The organism is Rhizobium sp. BK418 (assembly GCF_004341105.1).
Classification (GTDB): Bacteria; Pseudomonadota; Alphaproteobacteria; order Rhizobiales; family Rhizobiaceae; genus Rhizobium.
Map to the genome: position 1 here is coordinate 120,453 of NZ_SLZK01000005.1, position 17,071 is coordinate 137,523.

At 59.5% G+C, this 17,071-nt stretch carries 18 protein-coding genes; 2 read left to right on the forward strand and 16 right to left on the reverse strand.

The features are described 5' to 3' along the window. Window positions 1-123 precede the first annotated feature (123 nt). From EV281_RS20430 to EV281_RS20470, 9 genes are all read right to left on the reverse strand, one after another. Complete coding sequence (locus EV281_RS20430; RefSeq protein ID WP_132655672.1) at window positions 124-531, reverse strand: F0F1 ATP synthase subunit epsilon; 408 nt, start codon at window positions 529-531, stop codon at window positions 124-126. Then, window positions 531-770, reverse strand: a complete 240-nt coding sequence (locus tag EV281_RS20435; RefSeq protein ID WP_132655674.1) for a hypothetical protein — start codon at window positions 768-770, stop codon at window positions 531-533. Before EV281_RS20435 ends, EV281_RS20430 begins: the two co-directional genes overlap by 1 nt. Next, a complete protein-coding gene (gene atpD, locus EV281_RS20440; RefSeq protein WP_132655676.1) occupies window positions 770-2,197 on the reverse strand; it encodes a F0F1 ATP synthase subunit beta in 1,428 nt (475 codons plus the stop codon). Before atpD ends, EV281_RS20435 begins: the two co-directional genes overlap by 1 nt. A 22-nt stretch (window positions 2,198-2,219) precedes the next feature. Then, complete coding sequence (locus EV281_RS20445) at window positions 2,220-3,104, reverse strand: F0F1 ATP synthase subunit gamma (RefSeq protein ID WP_132655678.1); 885 nt, start codon at window positions 3,102-3,104, stop codon at window positions 2,220-2,222. 28 nt (window positions 3,105-3,132) lie between these two features. Beyond that, window positions 3,133-4,662: a F0F1 ATP synthase subunit alpha gene (atpA, locus tag EV281_RS20450; RefSeq protein WP_132655680.1), complete on the reverse strand. Its 1,530-nt coding sequence runs from the start codon at window positions 4,660-4,662 to the stop codon at window positions 3,133-3,135. Continuing rightward, window positions 4,662-5,228, reverse strand: coding sequence for a F0F1 ATP synthase subunit delta (locus EV281_RS20455; RefSeq protein ID WP_132656289.1), 567 nt, complete (start codon window positions 5,226-5,228; stop codon window positions 4,662-4,664). Before EV281_RS20455 ends, atpA begins: the two co-directional genes overlap by 1 nt. Before the next feature lie 255 nt (window positions 5,229-5,483). Next, window positions 5,484-5,873, reverse strand: a complete 390-nt coding sequence (locus EV281_RS20460; RefSeq protein ID WP_132655682.1) for a DUF4345 domain-containing protein — start codon at window positions 5,871-5,873, stop codon at window positions 5,484-5,486. A gap of 77 nt (window positions 5,874-5,950) precedes the next feature. Beyond that, the gene (locus tag EV281_RS20465; protein ID WP_132655684.1) at window positions 5,951-8,167 is read right to left on the reverse strand and encodes a primosomal protein N'; all 2,217 of its coding nucleotides are present in this window, start codon (window positions 8,165-8,167) and stop codon (window positions 5,951-5,953) included. Between the two features lie 48 nt (window positions 8,168-8,215). Further along, entirely contained in the window at window positions 8,216-9,157 is a 942-nt protein-coding gene (locus EV281_RS20470) for a GNAT family N-acetyltransferase (RefSeq protein ID WP_132655686.1), read from the reverse strand. A gap of 143 nt (window positions 9,158-9,300) precedes the next feature. Between EV281_RS20470 and EV281_RS20475 the strand changes: the two genes are divergently transcribed. Continuing rightward, window positions 9,301-10,236 carry a tyrosine recombinase XerC gene (locus EV281_RS20475; protein ID WP_132655688.1) on the forward strand — a complete coding sequence of 312 codons (936 nt, stop codon included), beginning with the start codon at window positions 9,301-9,303 and terminating at the stop codon, window positions 10,234-10,236. Between the two features lie 87 nt (window positions 10,237-10,323). Further along, entirely contained in the window at window positions 10,324-11,400 is a 1,077-nt protein-coding gene (locus EV281_RS20480; RefSeq protein WP_132655690.1) for a TraB/GumN family protein, read from the forward strand. 12 nt (window positions 11,401-11,412) lie between these two features. Here the strand turns inward: EV281_RS20480 and EV281_RS20485 are convergent, their stop codons facing one another. The 7 genes from EV281_RS20485 to EV281_RS20515 all read right to left on the reverse strand — a co-directional run bounded on the left by EV281_RS20485 (window position 11,413) and on the right by EV281_RS20515 (window position 17,071). Then, window positions 11,413-11,913: a cytochrome b/b6 domain-containing protein gene (locus EV281_RS20485; protein ID WP_132655692.1), complete on the reverse strand. Its 501-nt coding sequence runs from the start codon at window positions 11,911-11,913 to the stop codon at window positions 11,413-11,415. Window positions 11,914-12,015: 102 nt separating this feature from the next. After that, window positions 12,016-13,419: a dihydrolipoyl dehydrogenase gene (gene lpdA, locus EV281_RS20490; protein WP_132655694.1), complete on the reverse strand. Its 1,404-nt coding sequence runs from the start codon at window positions 13,417-13,419 to the stop codon at window positions 12,016-12,018. Window positions 13,420-13,443: 24 nt separating this feature from the next. Next, on the reverse strand, window positions 13,444-14,196 hold the full coding sequence (locus EV281_RS20495; protein WP_132655696.1) for an SDR family oxidoreductase: 753 nt from the start codon (window positions 14,194-14,196) through the stop codon (window positions 13,444-13,446). Next, window positions 14,193-14,705, reverse strand: coding sequence for a hypothetical protein (locus EV281_RS20500; RefSeq protein WP_245508325.1), 513 nt, complete (start codon window positions 14,703-14,705; stop codon window positions 14,193-14,195). Before EV281_RS20500 ends, EV281_RS20495 begins: the two co-directional genes overlap by 4 nt. 13 nt (window positions 14,706-14,718) lie before the next feature. Continuing rightward, a complete protein-coding gene (locus EV281_RS20505) occupies window positions 14,719-15,462 on the reverse strand; it encodes a DUF4241 domain-containing protein (RefSeq protein ID WP_132655700.1) in 744 nt (247 codons plus the stop codon). A gap of 15 nt (window positions 15,463-15,477) precedes the next feature. Continuing rightward, a complete protein-coding gene (gene odhB, locus EV281_RS20510) occupies window positions 15,478-16,722 on the reverse strand; it encodes a 2-oxoglutarate dehydrogenase complex dihydrolipoyllysine-residue succinyltransferase (protein WP_132655702.1) in 1,245 nt (414 codons plus the stop codon). A gap of 31 nt (window positions 16,723-16,753) precedes the next feature. Continuing rightward, window positions 16,754-17,071, reverse strand: coding sequence for a YciI family protein (locus EV281_RS20515; protein ID WP_132655704.1), 318 nt, complete (start codon window positions 17,069-17,071; stop codon window positions 16,754-16,756).

Consider the following 17,071-nt stretch of genomic DNA (forward strand, 5'->3'; position numbering starts at 1 on the left):
GGTGGTGAAATACGGCCTGTCTTGGTTTTGCAACATTCGCGGCGATAAGGAGCAGCTCATTCCGCAAAAAAAGCGGCCTGAAGGCCGCCTTTCTATCCACTCTATGATGTCTGACTGAACCGATCAGTCTTGACCGACCATGCCCTGCAGGCGGGTCATCTCCATGATGAAGTGCTCGAGCTTGGACTTGTGCTCGTGATGCACGACATCCTCGAGTTCCTTCTTCGCAGCTTCGATGCGACGGGTCAGTTCGTCCTTGTTTAGTTCTTCCACCGGAACGGCAGATTCAGCAAGCAGCGTGCAGCCGCTGGGCAGGACGTCAGCGAAACCGCCGAACACGACGTAATCCTGCTTCGAGCCGGAAGAGGAACGAACGCTTACGATGCCCGGCTTGATGGTCGTCATCGTCGGGGCATGGTTGGCCATGACCGTCATTTCGCCTTCAGTGGCAGGAATGACGACCTCGGTCACCATTTCCGACAGCAGCAGACGCTCCGGCGAAACGAGCTCAAAGTTGAAATTGTCAGCCATCAGTGACTTACCTTCTCGGCTATGGCTTTTGCATCTTGCAATTTGGTCCCGCAGAACGGGCAGTGCACTATCGCCTGGTCGAGATAGCCAAGGCCTTCCTCGGTCTGAGCCAACCCGACGACCATCATCATCACACCGTTATCGGCACGGTAGATGGTCGGCGCCGCCGGTTCAGGAAGTTCTGCCACGACACTCTTGAGGGCGTCGCAGCAGAATATCTCGTCCTGAGCGTCGCTCATCAAGCAGCAGCGAGCTTCTTGGCCTTCTCGATGGCTTCGTCGATCGAGCCGACCATGTAGAAAGCAGCTTCCGGCAGATGGTCATATTCGCCGTTCACGAGACCCTTGAAGCCCTTGATCGTGTCTTCGAGAGCAACCAGCTTGCCCGGCGAACCGGTGAAGACTTCTGCAACGAAGAACGGCTGCGACAGGAAGCGCTCGATCTTGCGGGCGCGGGCAACCGACAGCTTGTCTTCTTCAGACAGTTCGTCCATGCCCAGGATGGCGATGATGTCCTGCAGGGCCTTGTAGCGCTGCAGCGTCGACTGAACCTTACGAGCAACTTCGTAGTGCTCCTCGCCAACGACCATCGGGTCGAGCATCCGCGACGTGGAGTCGAGTGGGTCAACAGCCGGGTAGATACCCTTTTCAGCGATCGAGCGCGACAGAACGGTTGTTGCGTCCAGGTGGGCGAACGAGGTTGCCGGTGCCGGATCGGTCAAGTCGTCGGCCGGAACGTAAATGGCCTGAACCGAGGTGATCGAGCCCGTCGTCGTCGTGGTGATGCGTTCCTGCATCTGGCCCATATCGGTTGCGAGCGTCGGCTGATAACCCACGGCCGAAGGAATACGGCCAAGCAGAGCCGACACTTCCGAACCAGCCTGCGTGAAGCGGAAGATGTTGTCGACGAAGAACAGAACGTCCTGGCCCTGGTCACGGAAGTGTTCAGCAACCGTCAGACCCGTCAGAGCGACGCGAGCGCGGGCGCCCGGCGGTTCATTCATCTGGCCGTAAACGAGTGCAGCCTTGGAGCCTTCGCCGCCGCCATGCTTGTTGACGCCCGATTCGATCATTTCGTGGTAAAGGTCATTGCCTTCGCGGGTACGTTCACCCACGCCTGCGAAGACGGAGTAACCACCATGCGCTTTGGCGACGTTGTTGATCAGTTCCATGATCAAAACGGTCTTGCCAACGCCTGCACCGCCGAACAGACCGATCTTGCCGCCCTTTGCATAGGGGGCGAGAAGATCAACGACCTTGATGCCGGTGACGAGGATCTGCGCTTCCGTGGACTGCTCGACATAGGCCGGAGCGTCCTGGTGGATAGCGCGCTTGTGAGCGGTGTTCAGCGGGCCTGCTTCGTCGACCGGCTCGCCGATGACGTTCATGATACGGCCGAGGGTTTCGTCACCAACCGGAACCGAGATCGGAGCGCCGGTATCGGTAACCAGCTGGCCGCGAACGAGACCTTCAGACGAGTCCATGGCGATCGTGCGGACTTCGTTTTCGCCCAGATGCTGAGCGACTTCGAGAACCAGACGGTTGCCGTTGTTGTCGGTTTCGAGCGCGTTCAAAATCGCCGGCAGTTCGCCTTCGAAAGCAACGTCGACGACGGCGCCGATAACCTGGGTGACTTTGCCGACAGAGCGGGTAGCTGCCTCAGCCATTTTCTTACCCTCTTTTCCTAACTCAGAGCGCTTCCGCGCCCGAAATGATTTCAATCAGTTCCTTGGTGATCTGAGCCTGACGCTGACGGTTGTAATTGAGCGTCAGCTTGTTGATCATCTCACCAGCGTTGCGCGTCGCATTGTCCATCGCGCTCATCTTGGCGCCCATTTCGCCCGCGACGTTCTCGAGGAGAGCGCGAAAGATTTGGACGGAGACATTGCGCGGGATCAGATCGTCAAGGATCGACGTCGGATCCGGCTCGTATTCGTAGACAGCGCCGGCATGATCGGCATCCTCGGCGACAGCTTCGGGAGCCTTTGCCGGAATGAGCTGCTGCGCGGTCGGAACCTGGCTGATCACCGACTTGAACTCGGAGTAGAACAGCGTGCAGACGTCAAATTCACCGGCATCGAACATCTCGATGATACGTTTGCCGATCTGGTCGGCATTCTCGAAACCGATCTTCTTGACGTCACGCAGTTCTTTGCGCTCGACGATCATCGACGCAAATTCGCGACGCAGGATGTCATAGCCCTTCTTGCCGACGGTGAAGATCTTCACCGTCTTGCCTTCAGCGACGAGCTTGCGGACATGATCGCGCGCAAAGCGGGCGATCTGCGAGTTGAAGCCGCCGCACAGGCCGCGTTCGGCCGTGCAAACGACGAGCAGGTGAACCTGGTCCTTGCCGGTACCGGTCATCAGGACCGGCGCGCCATCCGCATCGGAAACGGCCTTGGCGATGTTCGCCAGGACCGCATTCATACGCTGCGAGTAAGGCCGGGCGGCCTCGGCCGCCTCCTGCGCACGCCGAAGCTTCGCCGCGGCGACCATCTTCATCGCCTTGGTGATCTTCTGCGTCGCCTTGACGGAGGCGATCCGGTTTTTCAGATCCTTAAGTGAAGGCATCCGTTATCCGTCCTAACCTAGGGCCCGATTACTGGAAAGACTTGGCGAAGCTGTCGAGAGCAGCGGTCAGCGCACCCCTCGTCGCGTCGCTGATAGCCTTTTCCGTGCGGATCGTATCCAGGATGGCAGAGCCTTCCGAACGCAGGTAGGACAGCAGACCCTGCTCGAACCTGCCGACCTGAGCAACCGGCAGCTTGTCGAGGTAGCCGTTGACGCCTGCGAAGATCACAGCGACCTGCTCCTCCGTCTTCAGCGGCGAGAACTGCGGCTGCTTCAGGAGTTCGGTCAGGCGAGCACCGCGGTTCAGCAGGCGCTGCGTTGCAGCATCGAGGTCCGAGCCGAACTGGGCGAAGGCGGCCATTTCACGATACTGGGCGAGTTCGCCCTTGATCGAGCCGGCAACCTGCTTCATCGCCTTGATCTGGGCCGAAGAACCGACGCGGGAAACCGACAGACCGACGTTAACGGCCGGGCGGATACCCTGGTAGAACAGGTCGGTTTCGAGGAAGATCTGGCCATCGGTGATCGAGATCACGTTGGTCGGAATGAAGGCCGAAACGTCGTTACCCTGTGTTTCGATGACCGGCAGAGCAGTGAGCGAACCGGCGCCCTTGTCGTCGTTCATCTTTGCAGCGCGCTCAAGAAGACGCGAGTGCAGGTAGAAAACGTCGCCCGGATAGGCTTCGCGACCCGGCGGGCGGCGCAGCAGCAGCGACATCTGGCGGTAAGCAACAGCCTGCTTGGACAGGTCGTCGTAACCAATCAGCGCGTGCTGGGCGTTGTCACGGAAGTATTCGCCCATTGCGCAACCTGCGAACGGAGCAAGATACTGCATCGGAGCCGGATCGGAAGCCGTAGCGGCAACGACGATCGAGTACTTCAGCGCGCCACGCTCTTCCAGAACCTTGACGAACTGGGCAACAGTCGAGCGCTTCTGGCCGATGGCAACATAGACGCAGAAAAGCTTGTCCTGATCAGGGCCGTTGTCATGGATCGGCTTCTGGTTCAGGAACGTGTCGAGAATAATGGCGGTCTTGCCGGTCTGGCGGTCGCCGATGACGAGCTCACGCTGGCCACGGCCGACTGGGATCAGAGCATCGATAGCCTTGAGGCCGGTCGACATCGGCTCATGAACCGACTTGCGTGGAATGATGCCTGGAGCCTTGACGTCGACGCGCGCACGACGGGTCGCGTTGATCGGGCCCTTGCCGTCGATCGGGTTACCGAGAGCGTCGACGACGCGGCCGAGCAGTTCCGGACCAACCGGAACGTCAACGATCGCGCCAGTACGCTTGACGGTGTCGCCTTCCTTGATGTCACGGTCGGAGCCGAAAATAACGACACCGACGTTGTCGGATTCAAGGTTCAGCGCCATGCCGCGGATGCCGCCGGGGAACTCGACCATTTCACCAGCCTGAACGTTGTCCAGACCATAAACGCGAGCGATACCGTCACCAACGGAGAGAACCTGGCCGACTTCCGAGACTTCTGCCTCTTTGCCGAAGTTCTTGATCTGGTCTTTAAGAATTGCGGAAATTTCCGCAGCGCGGATATCCATCAGCCGACCTCTTTCAATGCAAGCTTAAGGGTAGAGAGTTTGGTACGAAGAGACGTATCAATCTGACGGGACCCGACCTTGACGATCAGACCACCAAGAATTGACGGATCAACCGTGACAGCAATTGCCACGTCTTTGCCGGTGACGCCCTTCAGCGCCGCCTTCAATTCATTTTCCTGCTCTGCTGTCAGAGCATGGGCCGAAGTGACTTCGGCAGAAATTTCGCCACGCTGGTTGGCAGCAATGATGCGGAAGGCCTTGATCATGCCCGGCAGGGCAAACAGACGACGGTTACGCGCCACGACCTTCAGGAAGTTGGCGAAGAAGCCCGAAATGCCAGCCTTTTCGCTAATCGCGATGATCCCCTTGAGCTGATCTTCTGCGGAGAAAACCGGGCTGAGAACAAAGCGCTTCAGGTCTTCGCTTTCATCCAGCATAGTCTGGAATCGGTCAAGATCGGCGGTAACGCTGTCAACGGCGCCTTCTTCAAGGGCCAGCTCGAAAAGCGACGAGGCATAGCGCTCTGCAACACCAGAAGTAAGCTGGGACGTGTCTGCCACGGGCACAAATTTCCCTGATTTCAATTCAAAACCGGACTTTCGGCGGGCGCCGAACTTATGACTTTGAATTCGTTTTGATTTCCCCCAGAAATCGCAAGAGAAGCCTCTTGCTTCTTCCGAAATTCGGGGTCCGTCTAACATAGGATATTCGGACTCGCAACACGCGTAATGCCGGAATACGTGTTTCGCTCGATTTTCTGCCGGCAAAAATGCCGAAACGCCCGAAAGCAGCCTGTGAGACGTATTCTTTAATACGTTTAATCAGCTCTGCAGGAAGCCAAATACGTAAAGCAGAGGCAGCGCCGCGACAAGCGCCTGCACAACCAGAAGTAACCAATTGAGGAGCGTGTTCCCCTTGTCTGACAGGATGGAGATGATGCGGGCAAAAGCGGCCATCACGAACGCCGCTCCGAAGGCCGTATAGATCAAAGGCTGGGCCAGTACGATCGCACCGAGGCCGAGGCCGAGATAGAAGCCGCCCATCGACCGGACTTCGCTAAAGCCTTCACAACGTTCGCCACGCGCGGCCAGACCGAACGCCCGCATCGCAAGACCGGGCGCGAACATGATCACGAAGCCCGCGAAGGCGGTGAAGGCGGCCGCGCCGAAGGCAAGCTGCTCGCCAAATTCCGTCGGAAATTCAAACTCCATGCATCGACCCCAATCATCAGCTGATTCTACGTTTATGCCATGATCGGCCGGTTGCGGAAACGCCGGGTGAAAACGATCTACAGGAAGCTCTGCGGATCGATGTCGAGCTGTACCTGAACCGAGCCGCGCTCCTTCGGCGATTGCGACAACATCGCCCGCAGATAGGCCTGCATGTCTGAATTGCGGCGTCCATGGACCAGCAGACGGAAACGATGACGGCCACGCACCAGCGCCAGCGGCGCCTCTGCCGGGCCGAGAACGGAAATGCCGGAAACCTGCGGTGCGGCATTGCGCATACCACGCGCATGGTTCTCCGCATCATGACGCGTATCGGCCGAAACGATAATTGAGGCGAGCCTGCCAAATGGCGGCAGGATCGCACGCTCACGCTCGCTGATTTCGCGGTCGTAGAAGGCGCGCGCATCGCCGGAGACGATCGCCTGCATGACTGGATGCTGCGGCTGATAGGTCTGCAGCAAACCGTGGCTCTTGAGGCCGGTTCGCCCGGCACGGCCCGTGACCTGCGAAAGAAGCTGGAACGTCCGCTCCGCTGCACGCGGATCGCCGTTCGCCAGCCCAAGATCGGAATCGACAATGCCGACCAATGTCATCAGCGGAAAGTTATGTCCCTTGGCAACGAGCTGCGTACCGATGACGATATCCGCCTCGCCCTTGGCGATGGCATCGAGTTCCAGCCGCAGCCGTTTCACCCCACCCATGATATCGGAGGAGAGCACGATGGTGCGCGCGTCGGGAAAATGGCGCTCCACTTCTTCTGCGATACGCTCCACACCCGGCCCGCAGGCGACGAGGTGGTCGAGCGTTCCGCATTCCGGGCAGGCCTCCGGCGTCGGCTCGGAATGACCGCACTGGTGGCATTGCAGCTGCCGGCGGAAGCGATGCTCCACCAGCCAGCTCGAACACCGCGGGCACTGGAAACGATGGCCGCACACACGGCAAAGCGTCAGTGGCGCATAGCCGCGCCGATTGAGGAAGAGCAGCGCCTGCTCGCCCTTTTCCACCGTCTTGCCGATCGCCCTGATCAGCACGGGCGACAGAAAGCCGCCTCGCTCCGGCGCATGGCGTCGCATGTCGATCAGATGCAAGTCAGGCAAAGCCGCATCGCCGAAACGCGTAGGCAGGTGTATCGTGCTGTAGCGTCCACTCTGGCCGTTGACCTGGCTTTCCACCGATGGCGTCGCCGAAACGAGCACGACAGGGAAATCGCCGATCCGCGCCCGTACGACCGCCATGTCACGCGCATTGTAATAGACGCGATCCTCCTGCTTGTAGGCCGGGTCGTGCTCTTCATCGACAATGATCAGCCCAAGATCCTCGAAAGGCAGAAACAGCGCCGATCGCGCGCCCGCGACGACCCTCACCTCACCCGTCACCGCCTGCCGCCAGACCTTTTCGCGCATCCGCGGCGCAAGATCGGAATGCCACTCGGCAGGCTTCGCCCCAAAACGATTCTGAAAGCGTTCGAGGAAACTCGCCGTGAGCGCGATTTCCGGCAGCAGGATCAGCACCTGCTTGCCACGCCTCAGCGTCTCGGCAATCGCCTCGAAATAGACTTCGGTCTTGCCTGATCCGGTCACGCCGTCGATCAACGAGACTGCAAATTCGCCCTTGCGCACTTCGTCCAGGATTTCTTCGGCGGCATCTTTCTGCGGACCGTCGAGGCGGGAGCCGATAAAATCCGGATCGGGCCTAGCGACGACAGGCGGCGGCGGCAGGAAGATCGTCTCGAAAATGCCCTGTGCGATCAGCCCATCGACGACACTGGTAGAGACGCCCGCCGCATGGGCAAGACCGATGCGTGTCCAAGGGAGCCCGTCCGCTGCGGTATCGAGCACGCGCGCGCGCGCCGGTGTCATCCGTTCCGGTTCGCCGCCGACGAAGCGCAATCCTTCTACCATTGGCTCCGGCTCGAAGGCATTCGGCGCCCTCAGCGCCATGCGCGCCACCAGACCCGGCGGAGAAAGCGTGTAAGCCGCCACCCAGTCGATGAAATCCCGCATTTCCTTGTTGAGCGGCGGGCAGTCGAAGACATGGGTAATAGGCCTGAGCTTCTTCGGATCGACGCCATCCTCGCCACCGTCCCACACGACACCGATAACCTGGCGCGGACCAAGCGGCACCTGCACGACTGAACCGGGTTCGACCGCCATGCCTTCGGGTACTGAATAGGAATAGGGTTTTGGCGCCGGCATCGGCACCAGCACCGGAACCGTGCGGTTCACGGGCGGGGCTTCGAAAAGTGCGCCAAAGAGATCGGACGAATCTGTACTCATTGCGGCAGACCATGCCCGCAACGACAAAAAATTGGAACCATAAAGAGGTCAGACGGCCACGGATTCAGCCGGTTGCGCAGACGGATCGAAGACAGGTATGAACTGCGCATCTCCATCTGCAGCCATGTCGCGGATAGTGTGATTTTCCAGAGCCTTCGTCACCTCGTTCAGATCGCCGTCAAGCTGCTCAACCGGAATGAGATTGCCGATAACGAAATCAAAACGGTCACCCTTCTTGTTCAGAAGCTCGTGAAAAACCGTCATGTCGCGCAGCTCGGTCGACCATTTGGCGAACCAGTAAAACAGGCCGGAATTGCGCGCCGTCATGTGAACGGGAAGGATCGGCAGACTGTATTTGCGGGCAAGGCCAACCGCAGATGTCTTCCACGGCCGCTCATTGAGGCGCCCGTTTGCCCAGTAGGCGATACGGCCCGATGGGAAAAGCACGGTCGCCTTGCCTTCCTTTACCGCGTGATTGGTCAGCTGCAGCGTCTCTCGTGTTTTGAGCTTGCTCTTGAATTCCTCGCGCCACTCGACCGGAATAATGATTTCCGCAAAGCGTGGATTGACGCGCACTGCATCCCGATTGGCGAAGAACATCATATCCGGGCGGCGCGTCTTCAAAAGATCGAATACGGCCACGCCGTCAGCAATGCCGGTTGGGTGGTTGCTGACGAGAATGAAACCGCCGGATGCCGGAATGCGCTCGGCATTCTTAACATTGATATCGAGCTTCAGCAGGTTGCTCATATATTCGAACGACTGGAAGCCAGGCATATTGGCGACATCATTGGCGAACTCGATCGCCCTGTTATAGCGCAGCAATGTGTAGAGAAACGGCCGCATGACAGGCCAGAGCGGATGACGGACGATCTTCTGACCGCGCTCGGCGATCAGCGTATCGACGATATGGCCGGGTTTTCCGTGCGAGACCAAGGCGATCGCTTCCGCAAGCTGTCCGAAAGCCGTCATCGAGTCGCGCCGTGCCATAAAAATTCCTGTCTTAACGGAGCTACAAGCTATCTCAGTGAATTATGATCGATACATGACAAGGGCTTGGCAAGCATTAGCAATTCCATAACGCCACTGTTTCAGAATTGGGGTTATGGAAATCAAATTCAAGAGCCATGGCCGTGAATGAACTTCTGATCATCGCCGATCCACACCTGATGGCGGAGCGCAACGCTTGGCTTGAAAATCTGACACGCGAACGCCGTCTTTCCGAGCATACGCTCGATGCTTATGAGCGCGACACACGCCAGTTCCTGACCTTTCTGACCGGTCATCTCGGCGGCCCCACGACGCTGCGCGACATTGAGACGCTGCGCCCCGCCGACTTCCGTGCTTTCCTGGCAGCCCGCCGCCGCGATGGAACCGGTGCCCGCTCACTCGGTCGCAATCTCGCCGGCCTTCGCTCCCTTTTGCGCTATCTGGAACGCAAAGGCCTCGTCAACGCTGCGGGCGCTGGCGCTGTGCGATCGCCGAAACAACCGAAATCTCTTCCGAAGCCACTCTCTGATAGACAGGCTATAACCGTTGTCAGTAACGACGCGCAACTTCATGACGAGCCATGGATTGCCGCTCGCGATGCGGCTGTCATGACACTGCTTTACGGCTGCGGCCTGCGCATTTCAGAGGCGCTCGACGTGAAGCCAAGCGAAATCAGTGCCGGCACGACGACGCTGCGCATTACCGGCAAGGGCAACAAGACGCGCCTCGTGCCTTTGCTGCCGATCGTCCTTGAAGCCGTCGAGAAATACCGACAGCTCTGCCCCTTTCATCTTGACGAAGGCCAGCCGCTCTTTCGCGGCGCGCGCGGCGGCAGACTACAGCCCGCCATCATCCAGCGCGCCATGCAGAAACTGCGCAGTGCCTTCGGCCTGCCGGATTCCGCAACCCCGCATGCGCTGCGCCATTCCTTCGCCACCCATCTGCTGGCCGGCGGCGGCGACCTGCGCACCATTCAGGAACTGCTCGGCCACGCCAGCCTTTCCACCACCCAGGTCTATACCGGCGTCGATGCGTCAAGGCTTCTGGAAGTGTATGATAAGGCCCATCCGCGCGCTTAATCCTTCGTTAACACTGTCTCTTAAAGGAATATGCGCAAGCCCGGCGTACAGCATGACACTTGAGGCATTTGTGACCGGATTACCAGCATGACGATCTCTATCGGCCACCGGACTTTCCATATCGCGCAGCCGGGCAATATCCTGCTCTGGCTGTTCGCAGCCTTCCACATGCTGCTCGTCGCCGCGCTGCTCTCCGTCGTCTTTTCCGTCACGACGGCCGATGCTGCTGAGGATAATTGCACCGGAGCGAATCTGCTGACCGAACTGCAGCAGAAGGACCCCGCCCGTTACGCCGACGCCGTGAAGGAAGCGGATGCGACGCCAAACGGCAAAGGCATTTTCTGGAAGATCGAAAAACCGGGTCTCAAAGCCTCCTGGCTGCTCGGCACCATGCACGTCACCGATCCGCGCGTCCTGAACCTGCCGCCGCGCGCACAAACCGCCCATGACGGCGCCGATACGATCATCATCGAGTCCGACGAAATCCTCGATGAGAAGAAGGCCACTGCCTCGCTTCTGATGAGACCGGACCTGATGATGTTCACGGACGGCACCACGATCGAGAAGCTTCTTTCTCCTGAAGATTACACCCGTCTCGAAACCGGTCTGAAGCAGCGCGGCATCCCGTTATCGGCCGTTTCCCGCATGCGCCCCTGGATGATCGCAAGCGCAGTGGCACTTCCCGCCTGCGAGATCGCCCGCAAGGCAAAAGGCGGGCAGTTCCTCGATCAGAAGATCGCTGCCGATGCGGCGGCCGAAGGCAAGCAGGTCAAGGGCCTGGAAACGCTGGCCGAACAGCTGCAGGCCATGGCGGAGCTACCAGTCGAATTTCATCTGAAGTCGCTGATCGAAACCCTGGAACTCGGAGCCAGGATGAACGATGTCGTTGAGACCATGACCGATATCTATCTCTCCGGCGATATCGGCATGACGATGCCGATGCTGAAGACCGTCACACCCGAAGGCAGCGACGAGGACAGCGACTACGCCGCCTTCGAGCAACGCGTCATCCTTGACCGCAATAAGGTTATGGCCGAACGCGCCACACCCATCCTCGCCCACGGCAACGTCTTCATGGCCGTTGGCGCCCTGCACCTTCCCGGCAAGGAAGGTGTCATAGAACTGCTGCGCCAGCAGGGTTTCACGGTCACGGCGGTCAACTGACCGGGCTAGTCTTTAACCGATAGTCATCCGCCGCAAAACATCGGTCTTCCAGTAAAACTGGTGAACCAGCGCGCCGAATACATGCGCAACAATGACGATCCACAGGATGAGCTTCAGGATATCGGCATGCAGCGAGCTCAATGCTTCCACACCGAGATAATAGACCGCGATACCTGACACGGGCAGGGCGAGCAGCAGCACATAGAGGCTTGCATGCGCAAGCCGCGCGGCAAGGCGAAAGATTGCCGGCTCGCCTGCGGATTCAGGCGGCACGCCCTGCACGAAGCGCAGACAGAGCCTGAGGACCGTCACAAGCAGGATGGCAATGCCGACATAGGCATGGATATTGGCCGAAGCGATTTGTTCCGGCGAGGGCGTCCCGCCACGGCGGACAAGCCGATACCAGGCATTCATCCCATCGGGCAAAAGAAGATTGTAGAGGACCAGCAGCACGGTCGCCCAGTGAAGGAAACGTTGAGGGAGGCTGTAGCCGACAACGACGCGATCATTCATATTCTTGGCTTTCGTCAAAGAGTTAGCAAAGCTTGCCTAACAAATAAAAATGCCGCTCGTCTGAAGGCAAGCGGCATTATGAATGATTGCTGATATTTAATCTTACATATGGATCGGCTTGAAGAATGCGGCGAGCGCTGCTTCCTTCACGGCCTCCGACATGGTCGGATGCGCATGGCAGGTGCGGCCGAGGTCTTCAGCGGAACCACCGAACTCCATCAGCACGGCGATCTCGTGAATCATCTCGCCGGCGCCGAAGCCGACAATGTGGCCGCCGAGCACGCGGTCGGTTTCCTTGTCGGACAGGATCTTGACGAAACCGTCCGTCGCCAGCATGGCGCGGGCGCGGCCGTTCGCCGAGAACGGGAACTTGCCGACCTTGTAGGCGACGCCTCCAGCCTTCAGCTCTTCTTCAGTCTTGCCGACGGAAGCGACTTCCGGCTGAGTGTAGACGACGCTCGGAATCACGTCGTAGTTCACATGGCCGTGCTGCCCGGCGAGGATTTCGGCGAGAGCCACACCTTCGTCTTCAGCCTTATGCGCCAGCATCGGACCCTTCACGACGTCGCCGATCGCATAAATGCCTTCGACATTGGTCTTGAAGTGGCCGTCGATTTCGACGCGGCCGCGATTGTCAAGCTTGACGCCTGCCTCTTCGAGACCGAGGCCGGCCGTGTACGGAATACGGCCCGTGGAAATGAGAACGACATCGGCTTCGAGCGTCTGGGCAGCACCGCCCGCGACCGATTCGAAGGTCACCTTGGCGCCGTTGTCACCCTTCTCGACGCCGGTTACCTTGGAGCTCAGCTTGATGTCGATACTCTGCTTGCCGAGCATGCGCTGGAACTGCTTGGAAACATCCGCATCCATCGTGCCGAGAATCTTGTCGAGAAATTCGACGACGGTAACCTTTGCGCCGAGACGCGACCAGACCGAGCCGAGCTCGAGACCGATGACGCCACCGCCGACAACGATCATCGTTTCCGGCACTTTCTCGAGAGCGATCGCGCCGGTCGAGGAGACGATGATCTTCTCATCGATACCAACCTTCACGCCCGGAATGCCCGCCACGTCGGAGCCCGTGGCGATGACGATGTTCTTGCCTTCGATTTCCTGAACCGTGCCGTCTTCGGCGGTCACCGATACCTTGCCGGCGGAGACAATCTTGCCTGTGCCATGGAAGGCGTCGATCTTGTTCTTCTTGAACAGGAAGGCAACGCCATCGACGTTGGACTTTACCGTCGCGTCCTTGTGCGCCAGCATCTTGTCGAGGTTGAGCTTGGGAGCAGCGACCTCGATGCCGAGTTCATCCATGTGATGGGTTGCATGGAACATTTCGGAAGCATGCAGCAGCGCCTTGGAGGGAATGCAGCCGATATTCAGGCAGGTGCCGCCATAGGTGGCGCGCTTTTCGACGACCGCGACCTTGAGGCCAAGCTGCGCAGCCTTGATTGCCGCGACATAGCCGCCAGGGCCGGTTCCGATAACGATCACATCATAAGACATTGCTTTTTCCTTTTGCGTTATTGACTAGCGCCCGCCGCTCACGTTGAGGATCGCGCCTGTTATGTAGGATGCCGAAGGCGAGAGCAGATAGACGATCGCGTCGGCTACCTCTTCCGCCTGTCCGGTTCGCTTCATCGGGATCGATGAAGCCATTTCTTTTGGCTTGTCCGGCTGTCCGCCCGAGGCATGAATATCGGTTTCGATGATGCCGGGCCGGATGGCGTTCACCCTGATGCCTTCAGCTGCGACTTCCTTGGAAAGCCCGACCGTGAAAGCATCGATGGCTGCCTTGGAGGCGGCATAGTCGACATATTGCGCAGGCCCGCCGATCACCGCGGCCATCGAGGAGATGTTGACAATCGCACCGCCCTGCCCGCCATGGGCAGCCGACATGCGTCGTACAGCCTCGCCGGCGCAAAGGATGGAACCGGTCACATTGATCCGCATCATCCGTTCAAGGCGCGCGGCCGACATTTCGTCGACCCTTGCAATGTAATCAACGACACCGGCATTGTTCACCAGCCCGTCCAGCCGCCCGAAATATCTGTCGACCGCCTCGAACATCGCGACGATATCGGCGGCATTTCCAACGTCGCCCTTGACGGCGATCGCGTCGCCGCCGGCCTTCTTGATCTCGGAAACGACGGAATTTGCAGCGTCCTCATTGGAGGCATAGTTCACCGCGACACGCCAGCCGTGACGGGCAGCAACCAGGCAGGCTGCAGCGCCGATGCCGCGGCTACCACCGGTAACGAGTAAAACGGGGCTGTCGGTCATTGTGCGCATCCCTTGAAATCGAGGACGTCCCAGGGCGCCACCTTTGCCTTGCCGTCACCCCAGACGGAAGATTGGCGGATCGCCGGGCCGAGACCGGGAAAGACAATTTTTTCCGCGGCAGGACTATTACCGGACTGCAGGTTGTCGAGCCTGCCATCGGCACCTGCGCGATAGACAAAGCCCTGCCACACTGTACAGGCATCGAGGTCGGCACCCGTGACGTCGCCATCCGGGCAGTTGAACAGCACCATGCCCATGGTCCGCTCCGGATCATCCGACGGCATCACGTAACCATCCATCACGACAGGGGTCTTGAGTGCACTGAGCTTGAACCGGTGGCTGGAAGTTGCGGCTTCAGATGTTATCGGCGAAAAGCGCAGCTCATAGGCACCATCGCGATCGGCATAGATTGCGTTGGCCTGCCTGCACTCGGCAGCGATGACCGAAGCCGGCGCGCAGGCAAGCGCGGCGATCATCATCGCGACTGCGCCCTTCCGCTTGGTCAGCATAGCCCCGCCCCGCTCATTGATGGTTCGGCTCCCTGCGGCCGTCAGCATTCTCAGTGACCTGGAAATCCGTCAGCAGCACCAGCGGACGCCCGTCCTTGTCCAATCCCCAGAAAACCGGATAGAAGCCATCGCCCCAACCGCTCCAGAAGATTGCGATATTGCCCTTCTTGCCTTTGATTGGCCGATGGAGATCATAGACGCCCTTGTTGGCATCGAGCTCCGAAGCGACCACATCGTCATAATAATTTACATCGGAATCCGGCTTCTGGGTCTGCACCTGCTGCTCACGCTGCCCGATCAGCACAAGCGTATCGGCATCCATATAACTGCCGAGGCCGGCATCGACGGGATAGCCGAAGATCTCGTCATCCTTCAGCGCAGCGACATCCTGACCGGGAAGTGTCGCAAGCTCCCAATGATCGGGCTTGCCATCGGCAAAACGCATGCTTGCAGCCGCAACCCGTCCAAAGGCCTCATAGAGGCGCACTGGATAATCGCCGATGGGAACCGTTTTCGCCAAGGCCGGCCGATCCGGCTGCGCCAACGGATCGGCAGCAACGATACGGCCCGAAGTCAGCTCGACATTGCCCATATCAACGGTCTTGATGGCGCGTGTGGAAAGCTCCGCATCGCTCAATGATACAAGATCGAAATTGCTGCTCGCCTTGTTCACATCGAAGGCAAGCGCCGAGACCGGTATGAAGGCAACCATGGCGCAGAATACTGCGCCCGCCGCTCGCATGATCCGGTCTCGCATGGCAGATCGCTCCGCTTAGAGGTCCAGGACCAGACGTTCCGGATCTTCCAGGCTTTCCTTGACGCGCACGAGGAAGGTCACGGCTTCCTTGCCGTCGACTATGCGGTGATCGTAGGATAGCGCCAGATACATCATCGGACGGATGACGACCTGACCGCCAATGGCGACCGGGCGCTCCTGGATCTTGTGCATGCCGAGAATGCCCGACTGCGGTGCGTTCAGGATCGGCGAGGACATCAGCGAACCGTAGACGCCGCCATTGGTGATGGTGAAGGTGCCGCCCTGCATTTCGGCCATCGACAGCGAACCGTCACGGGCTGCCTTGGCGAGGCGACCAAGTTCCTTCTCGATTTCGGCGATCGACATCTGGTCGGCGTCACGGATGACAGGAACGACGAGGCCCTTGTCGGTGCCGACGGCCATGCCGACGTGGCAGTAGTTCTTGTAGATGATGTCGGTGCCGTCGATCTCGGCGTTGACGGCCGGCAGCTCCTTCAGGGCGTGCGTGACAGCTTTGGTGAAGAAGCCCATGAAGCCGAGCTTCACGCCATGCTTCTTTTCGAAGACGTCCTTGTACTTGTTGCGCAGGTCCATGACGGCCTTCATGTCCACCTCGTTGTAGGTGGTCAGCATGGCTGCCGTGTTCTGCGCATCCTTGAGACGCTTGGCGATCGTCTGGCGCAGGCGCGTCATCTTCACGCGCTCTTCGCGGGCGGCATCCTCTACCGTCGACGGACCACGCGGTGCGGCAGGCGCTGCCGGAGCGACGGCAGCCTTGGCGACGGCAGCAATGACATCACCCTTCAGGACCTGACCGCGTTTGCCGCTGCCGTCGACCTGATCGGCCGAGAGATTGTTTTCTGCGAGCATCTTAGCAGCAGCCGGAGCCGGCGGCATGGAGGATACGGCAGCGGCCGGAGCTGCAGCGGCGGCAGCCGGTGCGGCAGAAGCAGCAGGCGTCGGAGCCGGAGCGGCGGGTGCTGCTGCCGGAGCTGCGGCAGCAGGAGCAGCAGCGGCAGCCGCACCTTCAGCGATCTGGCCAAGAAGCGCGCCAAGACCAACGGTTTCCCCAGCCTGGGCGACGATTTCCGAAAGCGTGCCGGAAGCTGGGGCCGGAACCTCGATGGTCACCTTGTCGGTTTCAAGCTCGAGAATGGGCTCGTCAGCCTTCACGGCGTCGCCGACCTTCTTGAACCAGGTGCCGACGGTTGCCTCGCTGACGGATTCACCGAGTGTTGGAACGCGGATTTCTGTGGCCATTGTTCAAATCCTGATTGTGCTTGTTATCGTGTTAGATAGCGGTCCCGGCCTGTGGCCGGAGAATGATGGAGGGCATTGGCGAGACATCGAAACGGAAACCGAAGCCGGATGTGATGATCGGGTCCGCATCGGCAAGCGCCCGCGCTGCCGCCTGGTCCGCAACCTCGACGATCGCGATGCCGAAGGCCCCTTCCTCCTCGAAGACGGGACCGACGGCAATCGCCGATCCTGCAAGAGCGTTCTGGTGCCAGTATTCGGCATGGCGTTTCATCGCCGCCATTTCCTCCCCGGTTCCGTCATGCGGGAACGTGGGGCGCGGTGGCACGAGTCTCATGAAAAAATATGCCAT